Below are 19,612 nucleotides of genomic sequence, written 5' to 3' on the forward strand. Positions count from 1 at the left end.
AGAGTTGCTGCGCCTTGCTCAGGACGGCAGCGATACGCTCTCGACGCCAGGCGCACCTGCCGTGTAGTCGCGGAGCCGTTCGAGACCCTCCGTCGTCGCCGACGCGTGTCCGCCCACCACGACGACCCGTCCGCCCGACGCGACCGCGGCGACCAGCCCGGCCTCGGCATCCTCGAACACGACACAGCCCTCGATCGGCACGCCCAGCCGCTCGGCCGCCAGCAGGTACCCCTGCGGGTCCGGCTTGCCGCGGGAGACATCCTCCGCGGCGACCAGCACGGCCGGGACGGGGACGCCGGCGGCCTCCAGTCGCGCCACGGCGAGCGCGCGCGGCGCACTCGTGACGACCGCCATCGGCACGCCGGACGCGGTGAGGCCCGCCACCAGCGCCGCCGCTCCCGGCACCTCCACGATGCCGTCGGTGCGGGTGACCTCCTCGGCCACGAGGGCGGCGACCAGCTCGGCCCTCTGCTCGGCGGAGAGGTGCGGAAGGAAGTGCGCGACCGTGTCGACCGCCTGCCTGCCATGCGCGTACGCCAGGAGCTCCGCGGGATCCAGGCCGTGCCTCCGGCCGAACTCGCCCCAGACCGACTCGACCACGGCGTGCGAGTCGACGAGGGTGCCGTCCATATCGAAGAGGAATCCGGCTGCGCTGATCTCCATCGGGCCAGCCTAGGCGGCCCCCGCGGCGCGAGGCCGCGGGCCGCCGTCGATCAGTGTCAGCGTCCGGTCGTGCGCGCGTCCTGTGCGGCCCGCAGGTCGGTCAGGCCGCGCTCGGTCTCGCGAGTGACGCGGCCGCCGCGTGCGGCGACCGCCGCGGGGAGCCAGTCGCTCAGCACGAAGCGGCGACGGCGCGGCGGGATCGGCTCGCCGCCATTGGTGCGCGCCGGGCGGGCCACCCAGCTATGTTCGATTCCCTGTGCCCAGGTTCCGTTTGCCATGTCTTCAACGTTACGAGCGAAAATATTCGGCCACCATATGGCTGCAGGTCTATCTTCGCAAAGATACGGCCAGTACACTCGGAACCATGTTGAAGCGCGTGGCCGTGCCCGTCGTCGACGAGTTCGCGATGTTCGAGTTCGGCGTCATCTGCGAGGTGTTCGGGCTCGACCGCAGCTATGCGGGGATCGAACCCTTCGACTTCCGGGTCTGCTCGGCCACCCCGGGCGAGCCCATCCGAAACGAGACGGGCGTGCAACTCATCGCACCGTACGGAATGGAGGCGATGGAGGACGCCGACCTCATCGCCGTGCCCGCCGCGACCACCCGCGACGAGTACCCGGAAGAGCTTCTCGACGGCCTCCGCCGGGCGCACGCCCGCGGCGCCATCCTGCTCAGCGTCTGCTCGGGCGCCTTCGTGCTCGGCGCCGCCGGCCTCCTCGACGGACGCGAGTGCACGACGCACTGGCGTCACGCCGACGCCCTGCAGCGCCGCTTCCCGCTCGCGCGGGTGAACCCCGATGTGCTGTTCATCGACGACGGCACGATCATCACCAGCGCCGGCACCTCCGCCGGGATCGACGCCTGCCTCCACCTGGTGCGCCGCGAGCTCGGCAGCGCGGTCGCCAACACGATCGCACGCAACATGGTCGTCCCGCCGCAGCGCGACGGCGGCCAGCGGCAGTACATCGAGCGGCCGGTCTCGGACTGCGAGGACGACACCTTCAGCGAACTGCTGGACCACCTCAGCACCACGCTGGACGAGAACCACACCGTGTCCGGCCTCGCAGCCCGCACCCACATGTCGACCCGGAGCTTCTCACGCCGCTTCGTCGCCGAGACCGGGGTGCCGCCGATGCAGTGGCTCACGACGCAGCGCGTCCTCCACGCCCGATTGCTGCTCGAGACCACCGAGCTGCCCGTCGAGGAGGTCGCCCGCCGCAGCGGGTTCGCCAGCGCGACTCTGCTGCGCCACCACTTCGACGCGGAGGTCGGCGTGCCGCCCACCCGTTACAGGGCGGCCTTCGCGCGCCGCTGACCCGGAACAATCCGCCGGCGCGGTGGTTGACTCGAAGGACGACCACCCGCGACGGAAGGACTCCGCATGGCCACCCAGATCCAGTACGACCGACTCGGCGACCCCGACGTGCTCGAGGTGGCGACGGTCCCGGATCCGGTGGCGCCCGCCGACGAGGTCGTGGTGGAGGTGCGCGCCATCGGGGTGAACCCGATCGACGGCAAGCTGCGCAGCGGCGGCCGGCCGAGCGCGCCGATCACCTCTCCGCGCGTGCCGGGCGCCGACGCGGCAGGGGTCGTGCTCTCCGTCGGAGCCGAGGTGGACGGCTGGACGCCCGGCGACGAGGTGGTCGTCCGCAACGCCCGCGGCGCGTACACGACGCACCTGGTCGCCTCGGCCTCCGACCTCGTCCGGAAGCCCGCGGCGGTGAGCTGGGAGCAGGCGGCGGCGATCGGCGTCCCCGTCGGAACGGCCCACCAGGCGCTGGTCTCGCTGGGCGTCGGGCCCGGCACGACGCTCCTCATCCACGGCGGCTCAGGCAGCGTCGGGAGGGCGGCGATCCAGCTCGCCCGCCGGATGGGCGCCACCGTGGTCGCGACCGCGTCGCCGGCGAACCACGAACGGCTGCGCGCACTCGGGGCGACCCCCGTGGCGTACGGCGACGGGCTGCTGGACCGGCTGCGCGCCGCCGCGCCGGACGGCTACGACCTCATCCTCGACGCGATCGGCTCCGACGAGGCGCTGGAGGCCTCCTTCGCGCTCGTCGACGACCGCTCGCGGATCGGCACGATCGTGGTGGGGCCGCGCGCGGCCGAGTTGGGCATCCGCGCGTGGGGAGGCGGGAACCCGGTGCCGATGACGGCCGACGAGCTGACGCTGCGCGACGACGCCTACGCGCTCGCGCTCGACCTCCTCGCGGCGGGCGAGTTCCAGGTGGACATCGCCCGGACGTTCCCGTTGGCGGAGGCCGCGGACGCGGCGCGGCTGGTGGAGTCGGGGCACCCGGGCGGCAAGGTGATCCTGACGCCGTGACGCCCGCGGCGCCGCGCTCAGTGGTGCAGCAGGCGCCGGTGCACGGCGTGCGCGACAGGGAGGTCGTCCCCCCGATAGTGCTGGAGCAGTCGCCAGTTGCGCAGCGCGAGCCGGGCGAAGACCACCACCGCCACGACCCCGCAGACGACGATCCCCCAGGCCCGCGGGTTCTCCCCCTCGGTCGGGATGAGGACGACCAGCGCGACCGTGAACACCAGCGCGAGGGCGGCGAAGAACCCTCCCAGCCCGACGCGACGCAGCGCCCGGGCGCGCTCTGAACGGTCGCCCATGCAGCGCAAGCTACTCCGCGCGACGCGCCAGCGCCAGGTCGTACACGCGGCTCCAGCCGAACTCGAAGCCGACCTCGTCGATCCGGCCCTCGTCCCGGGCGCGCTCCAGCGCGAGCAGCGACGCGAGGGAGGCCGTGACCAGCCGCTCGTCGCCGTACGTCTCGTACTCCTCGCCGACCGCGACCGTGGAGCAGCGGATCACCCGGCACTCCCGCCACACCCGTCGCGTCGCGACCAGCGCCACGACGAAGCCCGCGGCGTAGACGGCCAGCATCGCGCCGATCGCCACCACTGCGGGCGCGGGGGCGAGCACGAGCGCGGGGAGGAGGGCGAGCAGGCCGCCGATCGCCGGCCAGCGCCGCCGGAAGACGATGGCACGACGCTCGGCGGAGGTGGTCCCCGGCGGGTAGAGGAACAGTCGCCGCGCCGCCACACCGGTGCGCGCGGTGTACAGGGCGGAGGTCTCCTCGAACCAGCCCCAGCGGTGGGCGCCTTCCCAGAAACGCCTCGCCCTGCCCCGCGCAGGAGGTCGCTCGATCGTGGTCACGGATATCGGTCTACGCCGCTCCGAGCTGGGTGGCGCGCATCCTCACGGAATCCATGCGCGCACCGCGCGGAACCGAACGGTCCGCTAACGGGGAGCCCGGTTCGGGGGTCATTCGGTCGTCGCGGCGTCACCGAAGCGCGCCTGCCATTCGGCGTACGTGTGGTCACGCCCCAGCGGGCATTCGCAGCGGATGAGGATCGGCTGACCGGTCGCCACGCTGGTCGCACGCTCGATGTGCGGCACGATCGGACCGGCATCGGACGGAACGCCACGAGACTGCGATTTCATGGATGCGAGTATCGGTCTCTGCACCGCCCTTCGTCGGGCTCCTCCGCGGGCGCGCGTGCGGAGACATGCAGGATTTCACCTCCCCGTTCGCGCTTCCGTCGCCGCCGGCGGCGGCAGCGGCCCCTGTCCGGAGGGCGGCGGCCGCTGGCAGGATGTGCCCATGGCCGTCACCTTCCTCCAGCCGGACGGGCTCGTCCGCAGTCCCGCGTTCAGTCACGTCGCGGTCGTCCCATCCGGATCGGCGACGGTCTACCTCGGCGGCCAGAACGGCGTCGACGAAGCCGGCGCGCTCGTGTCGGCGGACGTCGGCCCGCAGGCCGCGCGGGCCCTCGACAACGCGGAGACCGCCCTGGCGGCGGCCGGGGCGACCCTCGACGACGTGGTGCAGTGGTTCGTCCTCATCGACGTCTCCGCCGACCTCGGCGCGGCGTACGGCGCTATCGCGCCCCGGCTCGCACGGGACGGAGCGCCTCCGCTCGTGACCGCGTCGCGGGTCGCGGGGCTCGGTGTCCCGGGGGCGCTGATCGAGATCAGCGCGATCGCGGCGCTGCCAGGCTGAGCCCGGACCACCACCCGGCTGCGCCCGTAAACACGAGAGCCCCCGCCCACGTGGACGGGGGCGGGGGCAGCTCGTGAAGACGCGTCAGTGCTTGAAGGCGTCCTTCACCTTCTCGCCGGCGTTCTTGAGGTCCGCCTTGGCCTGGTCGCCCTTGCCTTCGGCTTCGAGGCGCTCGTCTCCGGTCGCCTTGCCGGTGGCCTCCTTGGCCTTGCCGCCCGCGTTCTCCGCGGCGTTACCGATCTTGTCGTCGAGTCCCATCGTTGTCCCCTTTCGCTAGGTTCGCCGCACACACTGCCACCCGGCCGGAGGCGGGTCCAGGCTGCACGGCCGCACGAGTTTTTCAACCCCTCCCTCCTGCACAGCACGCGCGAAAGCGAGGGTTATCCACGGGAATGTCCAGCCCCTTCCAGCGGGGTGCGCCGCGCGAAAGAATCCTTGGTGTGAGCCACGACGTCCCGATAAGCACCTACCGCCTCCAGATCACGCCCGACTTCACGCTCCGGGACGCCACGCAGGTCCTCGACTACGTGGACCGCCTCGGCGTCGGCGCCGTCTATCTATCGCCGATCCTGCAGTCCGCGGCCGGGTCCGCGCACGGCTACGACGTGGTGGACCCCACCCGCGTGGACGAGTCGCGTGGCGGTCCGGAGGCGTTGCGCGAGTTCGCGGACGCCGCCCACCGCCGCGGCCTGCAGGTGGTCGTGGACATCGTGCCCAACCACCTGGGCGTCGCCGTGCCGAGCGAGAACCCGTGGTGGTGGGATGTGCTCCGCTTCGGTCAGGAGTCTGCGTTCGCCGGCCACTTCGACATCGATTGGGCGTTCGGCGGAGGCCGGCTGCGCATCCCGGTGCTCGGCGACGGGCCGGACGAGGAGGACGCCCTGCGCGTCGTCGACGGCGAGCTGCGCTACTACGACCACCGCTTCCCGATTGCTCCCGGCACCGAGTTCGCGTCCCCGCGCGAGGTGCACGCGCGCCAGCACTACGAGCTCGTCTCGTGGCGACGGGCCGACGCGGAGCTGAACTACCGCCGGTTCTTCGCGGTGAACTCGCTGGCCGGCGTCCGGGTGGAGGATCCGCGGGTCTTCCAGGACACCCACGCCGAGATCGCGCGCTGGGTGCGCGAAGGCCTCGTGGACGGCCTCCGCGTCGATCACCCCGACGGCTTGCGCGACCCCGGCGACTACCTGCGCCGGCTGGCCGAGCTGGCCGACGGGCGCCCGATCTGGGTGGAGAAGATCCTGGAGGGCGACGAGCGCATGCCGAGCTGGCCGGTCGCCGGCACGACGGGGTACGACGCGCTCGGGGTCGTCGATCGCGTGTTCGTCGACCCGGCGGGCGAGGAGCCGTTGACGGCACTGGCGGAGGAACACGACGCCCGCGAGGAGAGCAGGGACTGGCCGGGGCTCGTGCACCGCCGCAAGCGAGCGGCGGCGGATGGGCTCCTGCGGTCGGAGGTGCTGCGCGTCGTGCGCGACCTGGGCGAGGAGCCGGGGGACCTGGACGATGAGCAGCGGGATGCCGACTCGCTCGCCGATGCGGTGGCAGAGTTGGCCGCGTGCTTCCCGGTCTACCGGAGCTACCTGCCGTTCGGCGCCGACCGGCTTCAGGCCGCGCTCGACGCCGCCTCCGCCGCACGGCCGGACCTCGCCGATGCGCTGGAGGCGCTCGGTACGGCGTTCGCACCGGACTCCGACGGCGCTGTGTCGCCGGCCTCGGCGCGCTTCCAGCAGACCAGCGGCGCGATCATGGCCAAAGGCGTGGAGGACAACGCCTTCTACCGGTACACCCGGCTGGTGTCCCTGACGGAGGTCGGCGGCGATCCTTCGGAGTTCGCGGTGACCGTGGACCACTTCCACCGCCTGCAGCAGCAGCGGCTGGCCGACCTCCCGCACTCCCTCACCACCCTCAGCACCCACGACACCAAGCGGAGCGAGGACACCCGGGCGCGCATCGCGGTGCTCGCGGAGCTGCCCGAACGCTGGGGCCGGTTCCTGGCGGCCGTCCGGGAGCGGGTGTCGATCGGCGACGGTTCGCTGGAGAACCTGCTCTGGCAGTCCATCGTCGGAGCGTGGCCCGCCTCCCGGGAGCGACTCCAGGCCTACGCGCTGAAGGCCGCGCGGGAGGCCGGGGCGAGCACGAACTGGACCGACCCCGATGCGGGGTTCGAGGACGCCCTCGGCGAACTGGTGGATGCGGCGTTCGACGACCCGCGCGTGGCCGCGGAGGTGGCGGCGATCGCCGCACTCCTCGACGCGCCCGGCGCGAGCAACGGCCTCGGCGCGAAGCTCGTCCAGCTCACGACGCCGGGCGTCCCCGACAACTACCAGGGCTCGGAGCGCTGGGAACGGTCGCTGGTCGACCCGGACAACCGCCGGCCGGTGGAGTTCGACGCCGCCGCCGGGCTGCTCGCCCACCTCGACGACGGCTGGCTGCCGCCCGTCGACTCGTCGGGGGCGGCGAAACTGCTGGTCACCTCCCGGGCGCTGCGGCTGCGCCGGGAGCGACCAGAGCTCTTCGCGGAGTACCGGCCCGTGACGGCGACCGGTGAGCGCGCCGAGCACCTCGTGGCGTTCGACCGCGGGGGCGCCGTGACGCTCGCCACCCGACTCCCGGCCCGGCTGGCGCAGGCGGGAGGGTGGGGCGACACGAGCGTGGACCTCGGGCCCGACGCCTACCGGGACGAGTTGACCGGCCGGGAGGTGAGCGGCCGGACGCCGCTCGCGGAGCTGTTCGACCGGTATCCCGTCGCGCTGCTGGCGGTGGCCCGATGAGCGCGCGAGGCGACGGGGCGGATGGCTTCGCTGAGCGCACGTTCCCGGTGTGGGCACCGGATGCGGACGCGATCGAGGTCGAGATCGCGCGGTTCGGGCGGTATCCCCTGCAGAAGGACGAGCATGGGTGGTGGGCGTTGTCCGCTCCGTTCGGGGAAGACGCCGACGGTGCCGCAGCCGACTCCACCCTCGGCCCCCTCGACTACGGCTTCGTGGTCGACGGCGCCGGGCCGTTCCCGGACCCGCGGTCGCGGCGCCAACCCGAGGGCGTGCACGCGCTGAGCCGCACCTGGGACCCGGGAGCCTTCGCGTGGACCGACAACGACTGGCGTCCTGGCCCGCTCACGGGTCGCGTGATCTACGAGCTCCACCTCGGCACCTTCACCCCGGAGGGCACCCTCGACGCGGCGGCCGCACGGCTCGACCACCTCGTCGAGCTCGGGGTGGACGCCGTCGAGCTGCTGCCGGTCAACGCCTTCAACGGTCCGCACGGGTGGGGGTACGACGGCGTCCTCTGGTTCGCGGTGCACGAGCCGTACGGCGGCCCCGAGGCCTACCAGCGGTTCGTGGACGCGTGCCACGGCCGCGGCATCGCCGTCATCCAGGACGTGGTCTACAACCACCTCGGACCGAGCGGGAACTACCTCCCGACGTTCGGCCCCTACCTCAGCGAGGGGCGCAACACCTGGGGTCAGTCGGTCAACCTCGACGGGCCGCACTCCGGCGAGGTGCGGCGGCTCATCCTCGACAACGCCCGGTACTGGCTGCGCGACATGCACGTCGACGGCCTCCGGCTGGATGCCGTGCACGCCCTGCACGACAGCAGCGCCGAACACATCCTGGAGGCGCTCGCCCGGGAGGCGGCCGGCCTCCGCGAGACGACCGGACGGCCCGCGACGCTGATCGCCGAGAGCGACCTCAACGACCCGAAGCTGATTCGCGAGCGGCGCAGCCACGGCTACGGCCTCGACGCGCAGTGGGACGACGACGTGCACCACGCCGTCCACGTCAACCTGACCGGCGAGACAAGCGGGTACTACGCCGACTTCGCCGGGCCGAACGCCCTCATCAAGGTGTTCGAGCGCGGCTTCTTCCACGACGGCACCTGGTCGAGCTTCCGCGAACGGAACCACGGCCGCCCGCTCGACGCCGACATCCCGTTCACCCGGCTGGTCGCCTTCAGCCAGGACCACGACCAGATCGGCAACCGCGCGGTCGGCGACCGCCTCACGGCCACCCTCGACGAGGGCCGCCTCGCGGTCGCCGCCGCGCTGATCCTGCTCGGCCCGTTCACGCCGATGCTCTTCATGGGCGAGGAGTGGGGTGCGACGACGCCGTGGCCGTTCTTCAGTTCCCACCCCGAGCCCGAACTGGCAGAGGCCACCCGCACCGGCCGCATCGCCGAGTTCGCCCGGATGGGCTGGGACCCGAACGTGGTCCCCGACCCGCAGGACCCGGCCACCTTCGAAAGCGCCCGTCTCGACTGGACCGAACCCGACCGGCCGACGCACGCGCGCCTGCTCGCCTGGTACCGCCGCCTCATCGAGCTGCGCCGGGAGCTGCCGGCCCATGCGCGCGCGATTGACGTCGGTTACGAGGACGGCGTGTTCGGGTTCACCCGCGCGGGGCTGCGGGTGGAGGCGGCACTGAGCGGGGACGGCCTCCCGGCCGCCGCGGAGAAGACGGTGACGGAGGCCGTGTTCGACCACGCGGTGCGCGTGACGCGGGCGGTGGGATGACTCGGATCAGGACGCCAGACGCGTGCTGACCAAACGGTTCAAGCTCACGTGCTCCTCGGCCGCGCGGATCGCCAGGCTCCGGTGGAGCTCCGGCGGGATGCGCACTTTGAACTCTCCGCTGTAGTGCCGTTCTCCGAAGGGCACGGGAATGCGTTCACCGGACTCGGCGAGGTCCGCGACGACCTCGTCGACAAGGTGGACGATCCCGCTCAGTGCTTCCGTCTGAGACTCGGAGAGCCAGGACAGCGAGGGGAACTCCGCCACCTGGCCGACGAACTCGCCATCCTCGGCCGACCAGATCACCCGGTACGTGTAGTGCGTGATGTCGTTCATCGCCCTTCTCCCTCCAGCTTGTCGATCGCCTTCAGAACCTGAAGCACCTAGTAAAGCGATGGTGCCATTAATGACACCACACGACAAGGGCTTCCAGTCACGATTGACCGACTTAGCTGCCCCCGACCCCCCTGTCAACCGCTTCCCGCGCCCACCGGCGCCCGGGTATCGTGGCGTCCTACCTACCATCGGAGGCACCGTGCCCGAGTTCTGCCCCCGTCCCTGCGCGCTGCGCGTCCGCTCCCCCCGGACGCCCCGATGAGCGCCGACGGCTCCGCGCCGTATCCGCTTGGCCTCACTCTCGTGGAGGGCGGCGCCAACGTCGCCGTCTACAGCGAGAACGCCGACGCCGTGATCGTGTCGATGTTCGACGCGCGCGGCCGTGAGAAGCGGACCGAGCTGCCCAATCGCACCGGTCACGTCTTCCACGGCTTCGTCGCCGGGCTCGTCCCCGGCACGCGCTACGGCCTCCGGGTCGCCGGTCCGTGGGATCCCGCCAACGGGCTCCGCTTCGCGCCCGCGAAGGTGCTGCTGCCCACGCGCGCCCGCGCCGTCACCGGCTCCTGGGACAACTCGCAGGCCGTCTTCGGTCACCAGCTCGGCCGCCCCAAGCGGCGCAGCGACACCAACGGCAAGGGTCACGTCGCGCTCGGCGTCGTCATCGACCGCCAGGAGTTCGATTGGGGCGACCACGAGCGTCCCTTCACGCCGCTCAGCGAGACCATCATCTACGAGACCCACGTCAAGGGCTTCACCAAGCTCATGGAGTGGGTGCCGGAGGAGTTCCGCGGCACCTACGCCGGCCTCGCCCACCCCGCCGCCGTCGAGTACCTCAAGAACCTCGGTGTCACCGCGGTCGAGCTGATGCCGGTGCACCAGTTCGTCCAGGACCCGCACCTGCAGGAGAAGGGCCTCCGCAACTATTGGGGCTACAACTCCATCGGCTTCTTCGCCCCGCACAACGAGTACGCCGCCACCGGCGATACCGGGCACCAGGTGGACGAGTTCAAGGGGATGGTCAAGGCGCTGCACGCGGCCGGGCTGGAGGTCATCCTCGACGTCGTCTACAACCACACCGCCGAGGGCAACGACCTGGGGCCGACGTACAGCCTCAAGGGCATCGACAACCCCTCGTACTACCGGCTCGTCGACGGCGACCGCGCGCACTACTTCGACACCACGGGCACCGGGAACAGCGTCAACGTCAGCCACCCCGCCGCGCTGCAGCTCATCATGGACTCGCTGCGGTACTGGGTGGAGGACTACCACATCGACGGGTTCCGCTTCGATCTGGCCACCACCCTCACGCGGCAGGGCGGTGACGCCAGCCTGCACAGCGCGTTCCTCACGCTCATCCAGCAGGACCCAGTGCTCGCGCGGGTCAAGATGATCGCCGAGCCGTGGGACACCGCCGGCTACCAGCTCGGCGGGTTCCCGGCCGACTGGTCGGAGTGGAACGGGAAGTTCCGCGACGACGTCCGCGACTTCTGGCGCGGCACCCCCGGCGTCCTCGGGACGCTCTCGCAGCGCGTGCTGGGCAGCCCCGACATCTACGAGGACTCCCGGCGCGCGCCGCTCTCGAGCGTGAACTTCGTGACGGCCCACGACGGCTTCACCCTCGCCGACCTCACCAGCTACGACGAGAAGCACAACGAGGCGAACGGCGAGGACAACCGCGACGGCGAATCCGACAACCGCTCCCGCAACTACGGGGTGGAGGGCCCGACCGACGACCCGGCCATCAACGCGATCCGTGTCCGGCAGCGCAAGAACTTCCTCGCCACCGTGCTACTCTCGGCCGGCGTTCCGATGATCCTCGGCGGCGACGAGATCGGCCGCACGCAGCGCGGCAACAACAACGCGTACTGCCAGGACAACGAGAGCTCCTGGTACGACTGGGAGAACGCCGACTGGGAGCTGCACGAGTTCACGGCGGCGCTCATCCGCCTGCGCCGCGCCGAGCCCGCCCTGCGTCCGGAGTGGTACCGGCACGCGCCCGACGCCGGGAGCACGGACACAGTGAGCATCGTCCGCGCCGACGGGGAGCCGTTCGGCGACGACGACTGGGGCGACCCGGAGGCCCGCTCGATCGCGTTCGTGCTCATGCACGACGGTGCCGACTCGTTCCTCCTGCTGCTCAACGCCGCCGAGAACGGCGTCGAGTTCGTCCTGCCCGAGCCGCCCGGCGCGCAGTGGGCGCTGGAGCTGTCGAGCGACCCCGAACTCGCCCTCAACGACGGCGACAGCGTGATCGTCGGGGAGACCTCCTTCGCCCTGTTCCGCTCGGCAGCCGGGGAGTGAGTGCCAGGCAGTGAGTGCTGCGGAGTGAGCGCCCAGGGGTGAGCGCCGCGCAGCTTCCGAGCTAGCGGCCGGCCGCCAGCACGTCCGCGATGCGGCCGGGCACCGTCTCGTCCTGCAGCGAGGTGGTGTCGCCCAGCGGCCTCCCGTCGAAGAGGTCGACCAGCAGACGCCGCATGATCTTGCCCGAGCGCGTCTTGGGGAGGTCGTCGACCACCACGACGTGGCGCGGTTTCGCGATCGCGCCGATCGCGCGCGCCACCTGGTCGCGCAGAACCGAGGCGTCCACGGCCCCGGTCGGGATGACGAACGCCGCCACCGCCTGACCGGTGGTCGGGTCGCCGACGCCCACGACGGCCGCTTCCGCGACCGACGGATGCGCGACCAGGGCCGACTCGATCTCGATGGTGGAGAGGCGGTGGCCGGAGACGTTGATCACGTCGTCCAGCCTCCCCAGCAGCCAGAGGTAGCCGTCGTCGTCCACCGCTGCACCGTCGCCGGCGAGGAAGTAGCCGCGGTCGGCGAACGCGCGCCAGTACGAGTCGCGGTAGCGCTCCGGGTCGCCCCACACGGTGCGCGCCATCGCCGGCCAGGTGCCGTCGATCACGATGGAGCCACCGGAGCCGCGCGGCACGTCCTCGCCTCGCTCGTCCACCACCCGCACGGTCACGCCGGGCACCGCGACGGTGGCGGAGCCGGGCTTCAGCGCGGTCACGCCGGGCAGCGGGGCGACGATGGCCGCGCCGGACTCGGACTGCCACCAGGTGTCGACCACGGGTGCGCAGCCGGCTCCGAACTGCTGCCGGAACCACACCCAGACCTCCGGGTTGATGGCTTCGCCGACCGTGCCGAGCAGCCGGATGCTGGAGAGGTCCCCGTCGCCGGATGCCGCCAGCCCGTCCGGGAACCAGCTCATGAAGGTGCGGATGAGCGTGGGGGCGGTGTAGTAGGTCATCACGCCGTAGCGCTCGATGATCTCGAAGTGCCGGCTCGTCGTGGGGGTGTTCGGCGTGCCCTCGTAGATGACGGAGGTCGCGCCGTTCGACAGCGGCCCGTAGAGCACGTAGGTGTGCGCGGTCACCCAGGCGAGGTCGGCCGTGCACCAGTAGACGTCGGACTCCTTCGCGTCGAAGAGCGCCCAGTGGCTCCACGACGCCTGCGTGAGGTAGCCGCCGGTGGTGTGGACGACGCCCTTCGGCCGCCCGGTGGTGCCGGAGGTGTAGATGATGAAGAGCGGCGTCTCGGCGTCGAAGGACTCCGGCTCGTGGACGTCCGGGGCGGTGTCGACGACGTCGTGCCACCACACGTCGCGGCCGGGGGTCCACGGGATGTCCGGGGTGAGCTCGCCGGTGCGGCGCACGACCAGGACGTGCTCGATCGCGTCGACGCCCGCGACGGCGGCGTCCGCCTGCGCCTTCACCGGCACGGCCGCGCCCCGGCGGAACTGGCCGTCGGAGGTCACCAGCAGTTTCGCCCCGGTGTCCTCCACCCGGAACCGCAGCGCCTCCGCCGAGAAGCCGCCGAAGACCAGGGAGTGGATGGCGCCGACGCGCGCGATGGCGAGGGTGACGACGACGGTCTCCACGAGCACCGGCAGGTAGACGACGACGCGGTCGCCCGTTGCGACGCCGAGCGCGGTGAGCGCGTTGGCCGCCTGCGCGACGCGGCGCCGGAGGTCGGCGTAGGTGACGGTCTCCCGGTCGCCGGGCTCCCCCTCGAAGTGCAGCGCGACCCGGTCGCCGTGGCCGGCGGCGACGTGCCGGTCGACGCAGTTGACGGCCGCGTTCAGCCTGCCGCCGGCGAACCACTCGGCGCGCGGGATGCTGAGCTCGCCGTCCACGCCAGGGGTCGCGGGCTCCCAGGTGTGAGCCGTGTGCCAGGGCTCGGCCCAGTCGAGGCGGGCGGCCTGCCGCTCCCAGAACGCCACCGGGTCGGCGGCGGCCTCGGCGAACACGTCCGGTCCGACGTTCGCCTGCGCGGCGAACTCGGGGCTCGGCTCGTACAGGCGCGACTCGCGGCCCAGGTTCTCGATCGCGCTGCTCACCCTCCGAAGCTATCGCCGCCCTCCCCCGCCCCTCGCCTCCCCCGTAACCCCCTGTAACCAGCCATCGCTTCCTCACTTTCTCCCGCTCCCCCTCGGCGTGTTGCGGGAGAAAGTGAGGAAGCGATGGCTGCTGGGGCGGGCGCGGGGTGGGAGCATGTGGGCATGGAACCGGTTTCGGCGCTGAATGAGATCGCTTTTTGGTTGGAGCGCGAGTTGGCGCCGTCCTTCAAAGTCCAGGCGTTCCGGAAGGCGGCCGCGATCATCGCTCCGCTCGACGCGGACGAGCTCGCGGCGCGCGTCGCCGACGGACGACTCAAGCGCACCAAGGGGATCGGCGACCGCACCTTCCAGGTCATCTCGCAGGCGGTCGACGGCGAGGTCCCCGCCTACCTGGCCGACCTGCGCGAGCGCAACGCGGAGCCCCTCGACGCCGGCGGGGCGGAGCTGCGCGCCCTGCTCCGCGGCGACCTGCACAGCCACACCGAGTGGTCCGACGGCACCGTGCCCATCGAGGTGATGGCCGCAGCCGCGGCGACGCTGGGCCGCGAGTACCAGGCGATCACCGACCACTCCCCCACACTGACGGTCGCGAGCGGGCTGACCGCCGAGCGCCTGGAGGAGCAGCTCGGCGTCATCGCCGGCCTCGACACCGGCAGCGTCACCCTCCTGACCGGCATCGAGGTCGACATCCTGGAGGACGGCACCCTCGACCAGACGCCGGCCCTCCTCGACCGCCTGGATGTCGTGGTCGCGAGCGTGCACTCGAAGCTGCGTGCGGACAGCCGCACGATGACCGCCCGGATGCTCGGCGGCATCCGCGCCCCGCACACGAACGTGCTGGGCCACTGCACGGGGAGGCTGGTCCAGGGCTCGCGCGGCACCCGGCCGCCGAGCGAGTTCGATGCGGACGCGGTGTTCGCGGCCTGCGTGGAGAACGGCGTCGCGGTCGAGATCAACTCGCGGCCGGAGCGGCAGGACCCGCCGGACGAGCTGATCCAGCGGGCGCTCGACGCGGGCTGCCTGTTCTCGATCGACACGGACGCCCACGCGCCGGGGCAGCTCGACTTCCTCGCCTACGGCGCGGCGCGGGCGGCCGCGAACGGCGTCCCGGCGGACCGCATCGTGACCACCTGGCCGTTGCCGCGGCTGCGGGAGTGGCTGGCGAAGTAGCTCAGGGGCGGATTCGGCCGATTTCTCCGACTACCGGAATCGACACCCAAAACGCCGAATCACCCCGTATTCCGTCGCGAAGTAGCCCGTTTAGGTATGTGATCCGTCGCCGTCGATTCGGATTTCGTTGCGGAGTGCGCTTACTATGGCACGTCCCCGACTGCAGCGAAGGAGCTCGCGTGTCCCCCAACCCCGCCCCCACCGCACTGCGACGGTCCCTCGGCCTCTGGGCGATCGTCGGCCTCGGCCTCGGCTACATGACCCCGATGACCGTGTTCGACACGTTCGGGATCGTGACCGGCGAGACAAACGGCGTCGTCCCGGCCGCATACCTCTTCGCGCTGGTCGCAATGGTGTTCACCGCGGTGAGCTACGGCCGGATGACCCGGGTCTTCCCCTCGGCGGGGTCGGCGTACACGTACGCGTCGGAGACCATCCACCCGAACGTCGGCTTCCTGGTCGGCTGGTCGTCGCTGCTCGACTACCTCCTGCTGCCGCTCGTGAACGCCCTGATCGTCCGGCTCTACCTGGAGTCGTTCTTCCCGCAGGTGCCCGGCTGGATCTGGGTGGTCGGCTACGTCGCGGCGATCACGGCGATGAACCTGTTCAGCATGTCGTCCACCTCCAAGGTCAACGGCGTCCTGGTCGCGTTCCAGATCGTGCTGATCGGCGTGTTCGTGGCGCTGACCTGGGCGTCGCTGAACGCCGGGGCCGGCACCGGGACGGCGTTCAGCCTGGCGCCGCTGTTCCACGAGGGCGTGCACCTCGGTGCGGTGATCGGCGGTGCCACCGTGGTCTGCTTCTCGTTCATCGGCTTCGACGCGATCACGATGTACACCGAGGAGGCCAAGGACACCCGCACGGTGCCGAAGGCGATCGTGCTCGCGCTGATGATCGGCGGCGCGATCTTCTTCGTCGCCGCCTGGTTCGCGCAGTCGCGGTTCCCGACCCTGGCCGGCTTCCACTTCACCGACGACACGCTGCCGGAGATCGCGCTGAAGACCGGCGGCCTGCTCTTCCAGATCCTCTTCATCTCGGCCGCGGTCGCGGCGGCGGTGGCCTCCAGCCTGGCCTCGCACGCGAGCGTCTCGCGGATGATCTACGTGATGGCCCGCAACGGCAACGGCCGGATCTCGCGCACGCTCTCGTTCGTGCACCCGAAGTTCCGGACGCCCGCTGTGGCCGTGCTGCTGGTCGGCGCGGTGTCGCTGCTCGCGGCGGCCTTCACTCTCGAGTTCGTGTCGTCGATGATCAACTTCGGCGCGCTCATCGCCTTCACGATGGTGAACGCGACGGTCATCATCCACTTCGCCATCCGCAAGCGGCAGGTGCACGGGGCGAAGCAGATCATCCGCAACGTCGCGCTGCCGGCGATCGGGATGGTGCTGACCGGGGTGCTGTGGGCGAACCTCCACTTCGACGCGCTCACCTACGGCCTGATCTGGCTGGCCATCGGGATCGTCACCCTGGTCGTGCTGACCCGGGCGTTCCGCACGCGTCTCGGCGTGAAGCTGGACGAGGACGGCGATGCTGCGATCATCACCCGCGAGGGTGCGCCGTCGGAGGTCGCGCGCTGAGCAGGGGCTAGTTGCCCCAGGCGGAGGCGGGCGCCGTCACGATCGGCACGGGGCTCGTGCTCCAGCGCGAGCCGTAGCCGTAGTGGCTGCTCGCCCACGGGGAGGCCCAGATCGCGGCGGCCGTAACGTCGGCGTTCGTGCCGTCGACGAGGCCGGCGACGACGGCCGGGTAGCCGCGCTGCAGGTTCTCGGCGCAGTACTTCGCGGCCGTCACGAGGTCGGGGTAGCTGCCGAGGCCGGCGCCGCCTCCGGAGCCGTAGCCGTTGTTGAGAGGATTGTTACGGTTCCACCAGTCCGGCGGCCCGTTCTCCTGGCGCATCCAGCGCAGCATGTAGTCCACGTTGGCCTTGGTCGTCTTCCAGCCGCCGAACATCAGCACCAGCTCCGCCCACGACTCGTTCGTGCCGATGCGGGAGAGGCTCTGGATGCTGTCCGTCGCGCCGAGGGTGTCGCGGTCGACGACGGGGGCGCCGATCGTGGCGTCCACCAGGAGGTGCTGCACTGGGCTGGAAGCGGGAGCGCCTGGCGCCTGCGTCGTGGCCTCCGGGCCGATCACGGTCGCGGCGAGCGCGGCGTCCGTCGGCACGATCGAGAAGCCGCAGACCAGCGCGATCACGGCGAGCGAGACGCCGAGCCGGTGGTGCAGCGGGAGCTGCAGCGCGTGACGCGCCGGACGACGGGGTGCCGGGCGACGGGGTGCGGTCGCCTTCCGGGGCGCTGCCGCTGCAGGGCGGGAGGCCCTCCGGGCGCTCGACCGCCTCGCCGGGGGTACGGCGGCACGACGGCCTGCCGAGCGGCGGCCGCGCATGCGTGGGGGTTCCGCGGGCGTCATACTCGACCGAGGGTACCAGCGGCTCGCCGGAAGGCAACCCGGAAGGTCTCCAGGGAACGCGCCCCGGAGACCTCCCGTCGGCGTTCCGCTAGTGCCGGTCGCCTCGTTCGGGCGCCGCCGCGAGCGCCAGCGTCTGCTGGAGCGCGGTGTACTCCGGCTTGGGCTGGAGGTTCGCGTCGTAGATGTCCGCCGCGCCCTCGCCCGCGAACACGCCAGGCACCCACGAGTACGCGTCGCCGAATCCCCACACCGTGTAGGAGAGGCAGCTGCGCACCGCGAGGCACGCCTGCAGCGTGCTCGTGTAGCCGGCGACCTGGGCGTTCTGCTCCACCGGGGTCACGGGCAGCGTGGTCCGCACGTCCACCTCGGTCTCCGCGACCTTCAGGCCGAGGTCGGAGAACCGCTGCAGGTTGTTCTGCAGGTCGGGCAGGCCGTACTGGGTGTCGAGGTGGGTCTGGAAGCCGACGCCCTCGATGGGCACGCCCTGGCGCTGGAGCTGCTGGACGAAGCTGTAGACCGCGTTGCTCTTCGGGCCGGTGTACTCGATGTTGTAGTCGTTGTAGAACAGCAGCGCCTTCGGGTCGGCGGCGTGCGCCCAGCGGAAGGCGTCGGCGATGTAGTCCGGCCCCAGCTTCTGCAGCCAGACCGAGTTCCGCAGCGTGCCGTCGTCGTTGAACGCCTCGTTGACGACATCCCACTGCCAGATCTTGCCCTTGAAGTGGGTGACCTCGTCGGTGATGTGCTTCTTCAGGACGGCCGCGACCTGGGCGGACGACATCGACGGCAGCGCCTGGGAGAGCCAGGCCGGGAGCTGGTTGTGCCAGACCAGGGTGTGGCCCCGCACGAGCTGGCCGTTCTGCTGGGCGAACGCGACGAGCTGGTCGGCGGGCGCCCAGTTGTACGTGCCCTGCGTGGGCTCGACGGCATCCCACTTCATGACGTTCTCCGGCGTCACCGTCGAGAACTGGCTTGCCGCGATCGCCTTGTAGCTCGCGTCGCTCGCCAGGGCGTCCGTGTTGACGGCGGTTCCGATCCGCAGCCCGCTCTCCGCGGCGAGCGCGCGCAGCGAGCTGGGTTGGGTGTGCGATGGGGGTGCTTCATCCCCGCGCTGGGACGCCACGGCGGCGCCCTGGCTGACGAACAGCGCGCTCGCCCCGAGCAGGGCGGCGCCGGCGAAGATCAATCGACCTCGAATTGTCACGCGATACTCCTTCGTATGCTGGGCGCCCAGGCAGTGGACGTCCGCCGTGAAGTTTCGCCGGATCGATTTGTTGTGTCAATGGACAAATAGAGTTTGGAAAACCTATTTCACCCACAGACGGGGGACACGCCGCTCGCGGCCGCTATTCGGCGGGGATCGGCGCGCTGACGCGTCCCTCGGCAGCCGCGGCGCCGGGGTCGGCCGGACGGCGGACGGTCAGCACCACGACGCACACGACGATCGCCGCGAACAGCACCAGACTGACCGGGCCGGTGCCCAGGTCCAGGCCGCCGCGGGCGTGCGAGACGGCGAGCCAGTCCGAGAGCGAGGCGCCGAACGGCCGGGTCAGGACATACGCGGTCCAGAAGGCCGCCGTCGCACCCAGACCCCACCAGCGGTACGCGACGCCCGGGATGGCGAACAGCACGCCGAACAGGATCCCGGACACCAGGTAGCCGAGTCCGAAGGTGGTGGCGGTGAGGTCGCCGACCGCCGTGCCGAGCGCGAACGTCGCCAGCACGGCGCACCAGTAGAAGAACTCCCGGGCCCGCGTGTCGATGTGGTGCACCGACAGGGTCCGCTGCGTGCGGTACCAGACGACGAACACCACGCCCAGGACGATCGCGAAGAAGACCGTCGACACCAGATACGGGATGCCGATGACGATGTGCAGGACGTCGGCGACCATCGTGCCGAACACGGCCACCATCAGCACGGTCAGCCAGTACACCCACGGGATGTAGCGGCGCACGGCGAACTGCAGCACCAGCGCGGCAGCGAACACCACGAAGGCGACCACGACGGAAATGACCGGGTCGTAGTTCTTGACCAGGAAGTCGGAGGTCGTCTCCCCCATGGCGGTGGTCAGCAGCTTGGTGACCCAGAACAGCGCGGTGACGGCGGGGACCTTGTTGCGGAGCATCCCGACAGCATCCCGCAGCGCCTCTCAGAATTTTCTGAGAGGGCGGCCC

At 71.3% G+C, this 19,612-nt stretch carries 19 protein-coding genes; 8 read left to right on the forward strand and 11 right to left on the reverse strand.

From position 1 onward, the window contains the following. Positions 1-18: 18 nt before the first annotated feature. The gene (locus tag ABIA36_RS06035) at positions 19-663 is read right to left on the reverse strand and encodes an HAD-IA family hydrolase (RefSeq protein ID WP_369961374.1); all 645 of its coding nucleotides are present in this window, start codon (positions 661-663) and stop codon (positions 19-21) included. Positions 664-719: 56 nt separating this feature from the next. Continuing rightward, entirely contained in the window at positions 720-941 is a 222-nt protein-coding gene (locus ABIA36_RS06040; protein ID WP_369961375.1) for a hypothetical protein, read from the reverse strand. Positions 942-1,027: 86 nt separating this feature from the next. Between ABIA36_RS06040 and ABIA36_RS06045 the strand changes: the two genes are divergently transcribed. After that, positions 1,028-1,978: a helix-turn-helix domain-containing protein gene (locus ABIA36_RS06045; protein WP_369961376.1), complete on the forward strand. Its 951-nt coding sequence runs from the start codon at positions 1,028-1,030 to the stop codon at positions 1,976-1,978. 66 nt (positions 1,979-2,044) lie between these two features. Further along, on the forward strand, positions 2,045-2,989 hold the full coding sequence (locus ABIA36_RS06050) for an NADP-dependent oxidoreductase (RefSeq protein WP_369961377.1): 945 nt from the start codon (positions 2,045-2,047) through the stop codon (positions 2,987-2,989). Positions 2,990-3,006: 17 nt separating this feature from the next. Here ABIA36_RS06050 and ABIA36_RS06055 read toward each other — a convergent pair whose 3' ends face one another. The 3 genes from ABIA36_RS06055 to ABIA36_RS06065 all read right to left on the reverse strand — a co-directional run bounded on the left by ABIA36_RS06055 (position 3,007) and on the right by ABIA36_RS06065 (position 4,114). After that, positions 3,007-3,279: a hypothetical protein gene (locus ABIA36_RS06055; RefSeq protein ID WP_369961378.1), complete on the reverse strand. Its 273-nt coding sequence runs from the start codon at positions 3,277-3,279 to the stop codon at positions 3,007-3,009. Between the two features lie 10 nt (positions 3,280-3,289). Continuing rightward, on the reverse strand, positions 3,290-3,826 hold the full coding sequence (locus ABIA36_RS06060; RefSeq protein ID WP_369961379.1) for a DUF6611 family protein: 537 nt from the start codon (positions 3,824-3,826) through the stop codon (positions 3,290-3,292). Between the two features lie 108 nt (positions 3,827-3,934). Further along, positions 3,935-4,114 carry a hypothetical protein gene (locus tag ABIA36_RS06065; RefSeq protein ID WP_369961380.1) on the reverse strand — a complete coding sequence of 60 codons (180 nt, stop codon included), beginning with the start codon at positions 4,112-4,114 and terminating at the stop codon, positions 3,935-3,937. A 160-nt stretch (positions 4,115-4,274) separates the two neighbouring features. Between ABIA36_RS06065 and ABIA36_RS06070 the strand changes: the two genes are divergently transcribed. Next, complete coding sequence (locus ABIA36_RS06070) at positions 4,275-4,673, forward strand: RidA family protein (protein WP_369961382.1); 399 nt, start codon at positions 4,275-4,277, stop codon at positions 4,671-4,673. A gap of 84 nt (positions 4,674-4,757) precedes the next feature. Here ABIA36_RS06070 and ABIA36_RS06075 read toward each other — a convergent pair whose 3' ends face one another. After that, complete coding sequence (locus tag ABIA36_RS06075; RefSeq protein ID WP_369961383.1) at positions 4,758-4,931, reverse strand: CsbD family protein; 174 nt, start codon at positions 4,929-4,931, stop codon at positions 4,758-4,760. A gap of 182 nt (positions 4,932-5,113) precedes the next feature. Here ABIA36_RS06075 and treY point away from each other — a divergent pair, with 182 nt between their 5' ends. Next, positions 5,114-7,447, forward strand: coding sequence for a malto-oligosyltrehalose synthase (gene treY / locus ABIA36_RS06080; RefSeq protein WP_369961385.1), 2,334 nt, complete (start codon positions 5,114-5,116; stop codon positions 7,445-7,447). Continuing rightward, complete coding sequence (treZ, locus tag ABIA36_RS06085; protein ID WP_369961386.1) at positions 7,444-9,186, forward strand: malto-oligosyltrehalose trehalohydrolase; 1,743 nt, start codon at positions 7,444-7,446, stop codon at positions 9,184-9,186. Before treY ends, treZ begins: the two co-directional genes overlap by 4 nt. A 6-nt stretch (positions 9,187-9,192) precedes the next feature. Here the strand turns inward: treZ and ABIA36_RS06090 are convergent, their stop codons facing one another. Continuing rightward, positions 9,193-9,519 (reverse strand): type II toxin-antitoxin system HicB family antitoxin, encoded by a 327-nt coding sequence (locus ABIA36_RS06090; protein ID WP_369961387.1) that lies wholly within the window; start codon positions 9,517-9,519, stop codon positions 9,193-9,195. A 258-nt stretch (positions 9,520-9,777) separates the two neighbouring features. Here ABIA36_RS06090 and glgX point away from each other — a divergent pair, with 258 nt between their 5' ends. Continuing rightward, positions 9,778-11,820 carry a glycogen debranching protein GlgX gene (glgX, locus tag ABIA36_RS06095; protein WP_369961388.1) on the forward strand — a complete coding sequence of 681 codons (2,043 nt, stop codon included), beginning with the start codon at positions 9,778-9,780 and terminating at the stop codon, positions 11,818-11,820. Between the two features lie 61 nt (positions 11,821-11,881). Here the strand turns inward: glgX and acs are convergent, their stop codons facing one another. Then, complete coding sequence (gene acs / locus ABIA36_RS06100; protein WP_369961389.1) at positions 11,882-13,861, reverse strand: acetate--CoA ligase; 1,980 nt, start codon at positions 13,859-13,861, stop codon at positions 11,882-11,884. A 162-nt stretch (positions 13,862-14,023) separates the two neighbouring features. On the opposite strand from acs, the gene ABIA36_RS06105 reads away from it, so the two are divergent. Continuing rightward, a complete protein-coding gene (locus ABIA36_RS06105; protein ID WP_369961390.1) occupies positions 14,024-15,031 on the forward strand; it encodes a PHP domain-containing protein in 1,008 nt (335 codons plus the stop codon). A 179-nt stretch (positions 15,032-15,210) separates the two neighbouring features. Continuing rightward, a complete protein-coding gene (locus ABIA36_RS06110; RefSeq protein WP_369961391.1) occupies positions 15,211-16,608 on the forward strand; it encodes an APC family permease in 1,398 nt (465 codons plus the stop codon). 7 nt (positions 16,609-16,615) lie between these two features. On the opposite strand, the gene ABIA36_RS06115 is transcribed toward ABIA36_RS06110, so the two are convergent. The 3 genes from ABIA36_RS06115 to ABIA36_RS06125 form a co-directional block, all read right to left on the reverse strand. Beyond that, complete coding sequence (locus ABIA36_RS06115) at positions 16,616-17,440, reverse strand: hypothetical protein (protein WP_369961392.1); 825 nt, start codon at positions 17,438-17,440, stop codon at positions 16,616-16,618. 88 nt (positions 17,441-17,528) lie between these two features. After that, positions 17,529-18,641, reverse strand: a complete 1,113-nt coding sequence (locus ABIA36_RS06120) for an endo-1,4-beta-xylanase (RefSeq protein WP_369961393.1) — start codon at positions 18,639-18,641, stop codon at positions 17,529-17,531. A 142-nt stretch (positions 18,642-18,783) separates the two neighbouring features. After that, entirely contained in the window at positions 18,784-19,563 is a 780-nt protein-coding gene (locus ABIA36_RS06125) for a hypothetical protein (RefSeq protein ID WP_369961394.1), read from the reverse strand. Between the last annotated feature and the right edge of the window lie 49 nt (positions 19,564-19,612).

Origin of the sequence: Leifsonia sp. EB34 (assembly GCF_041260585.1) — a bacterium.
Lineage (GTDB): Bacteria > Actinomycetota > Actinomycetes > Actinomycetales > Microbacteriaceae > Leifsonia.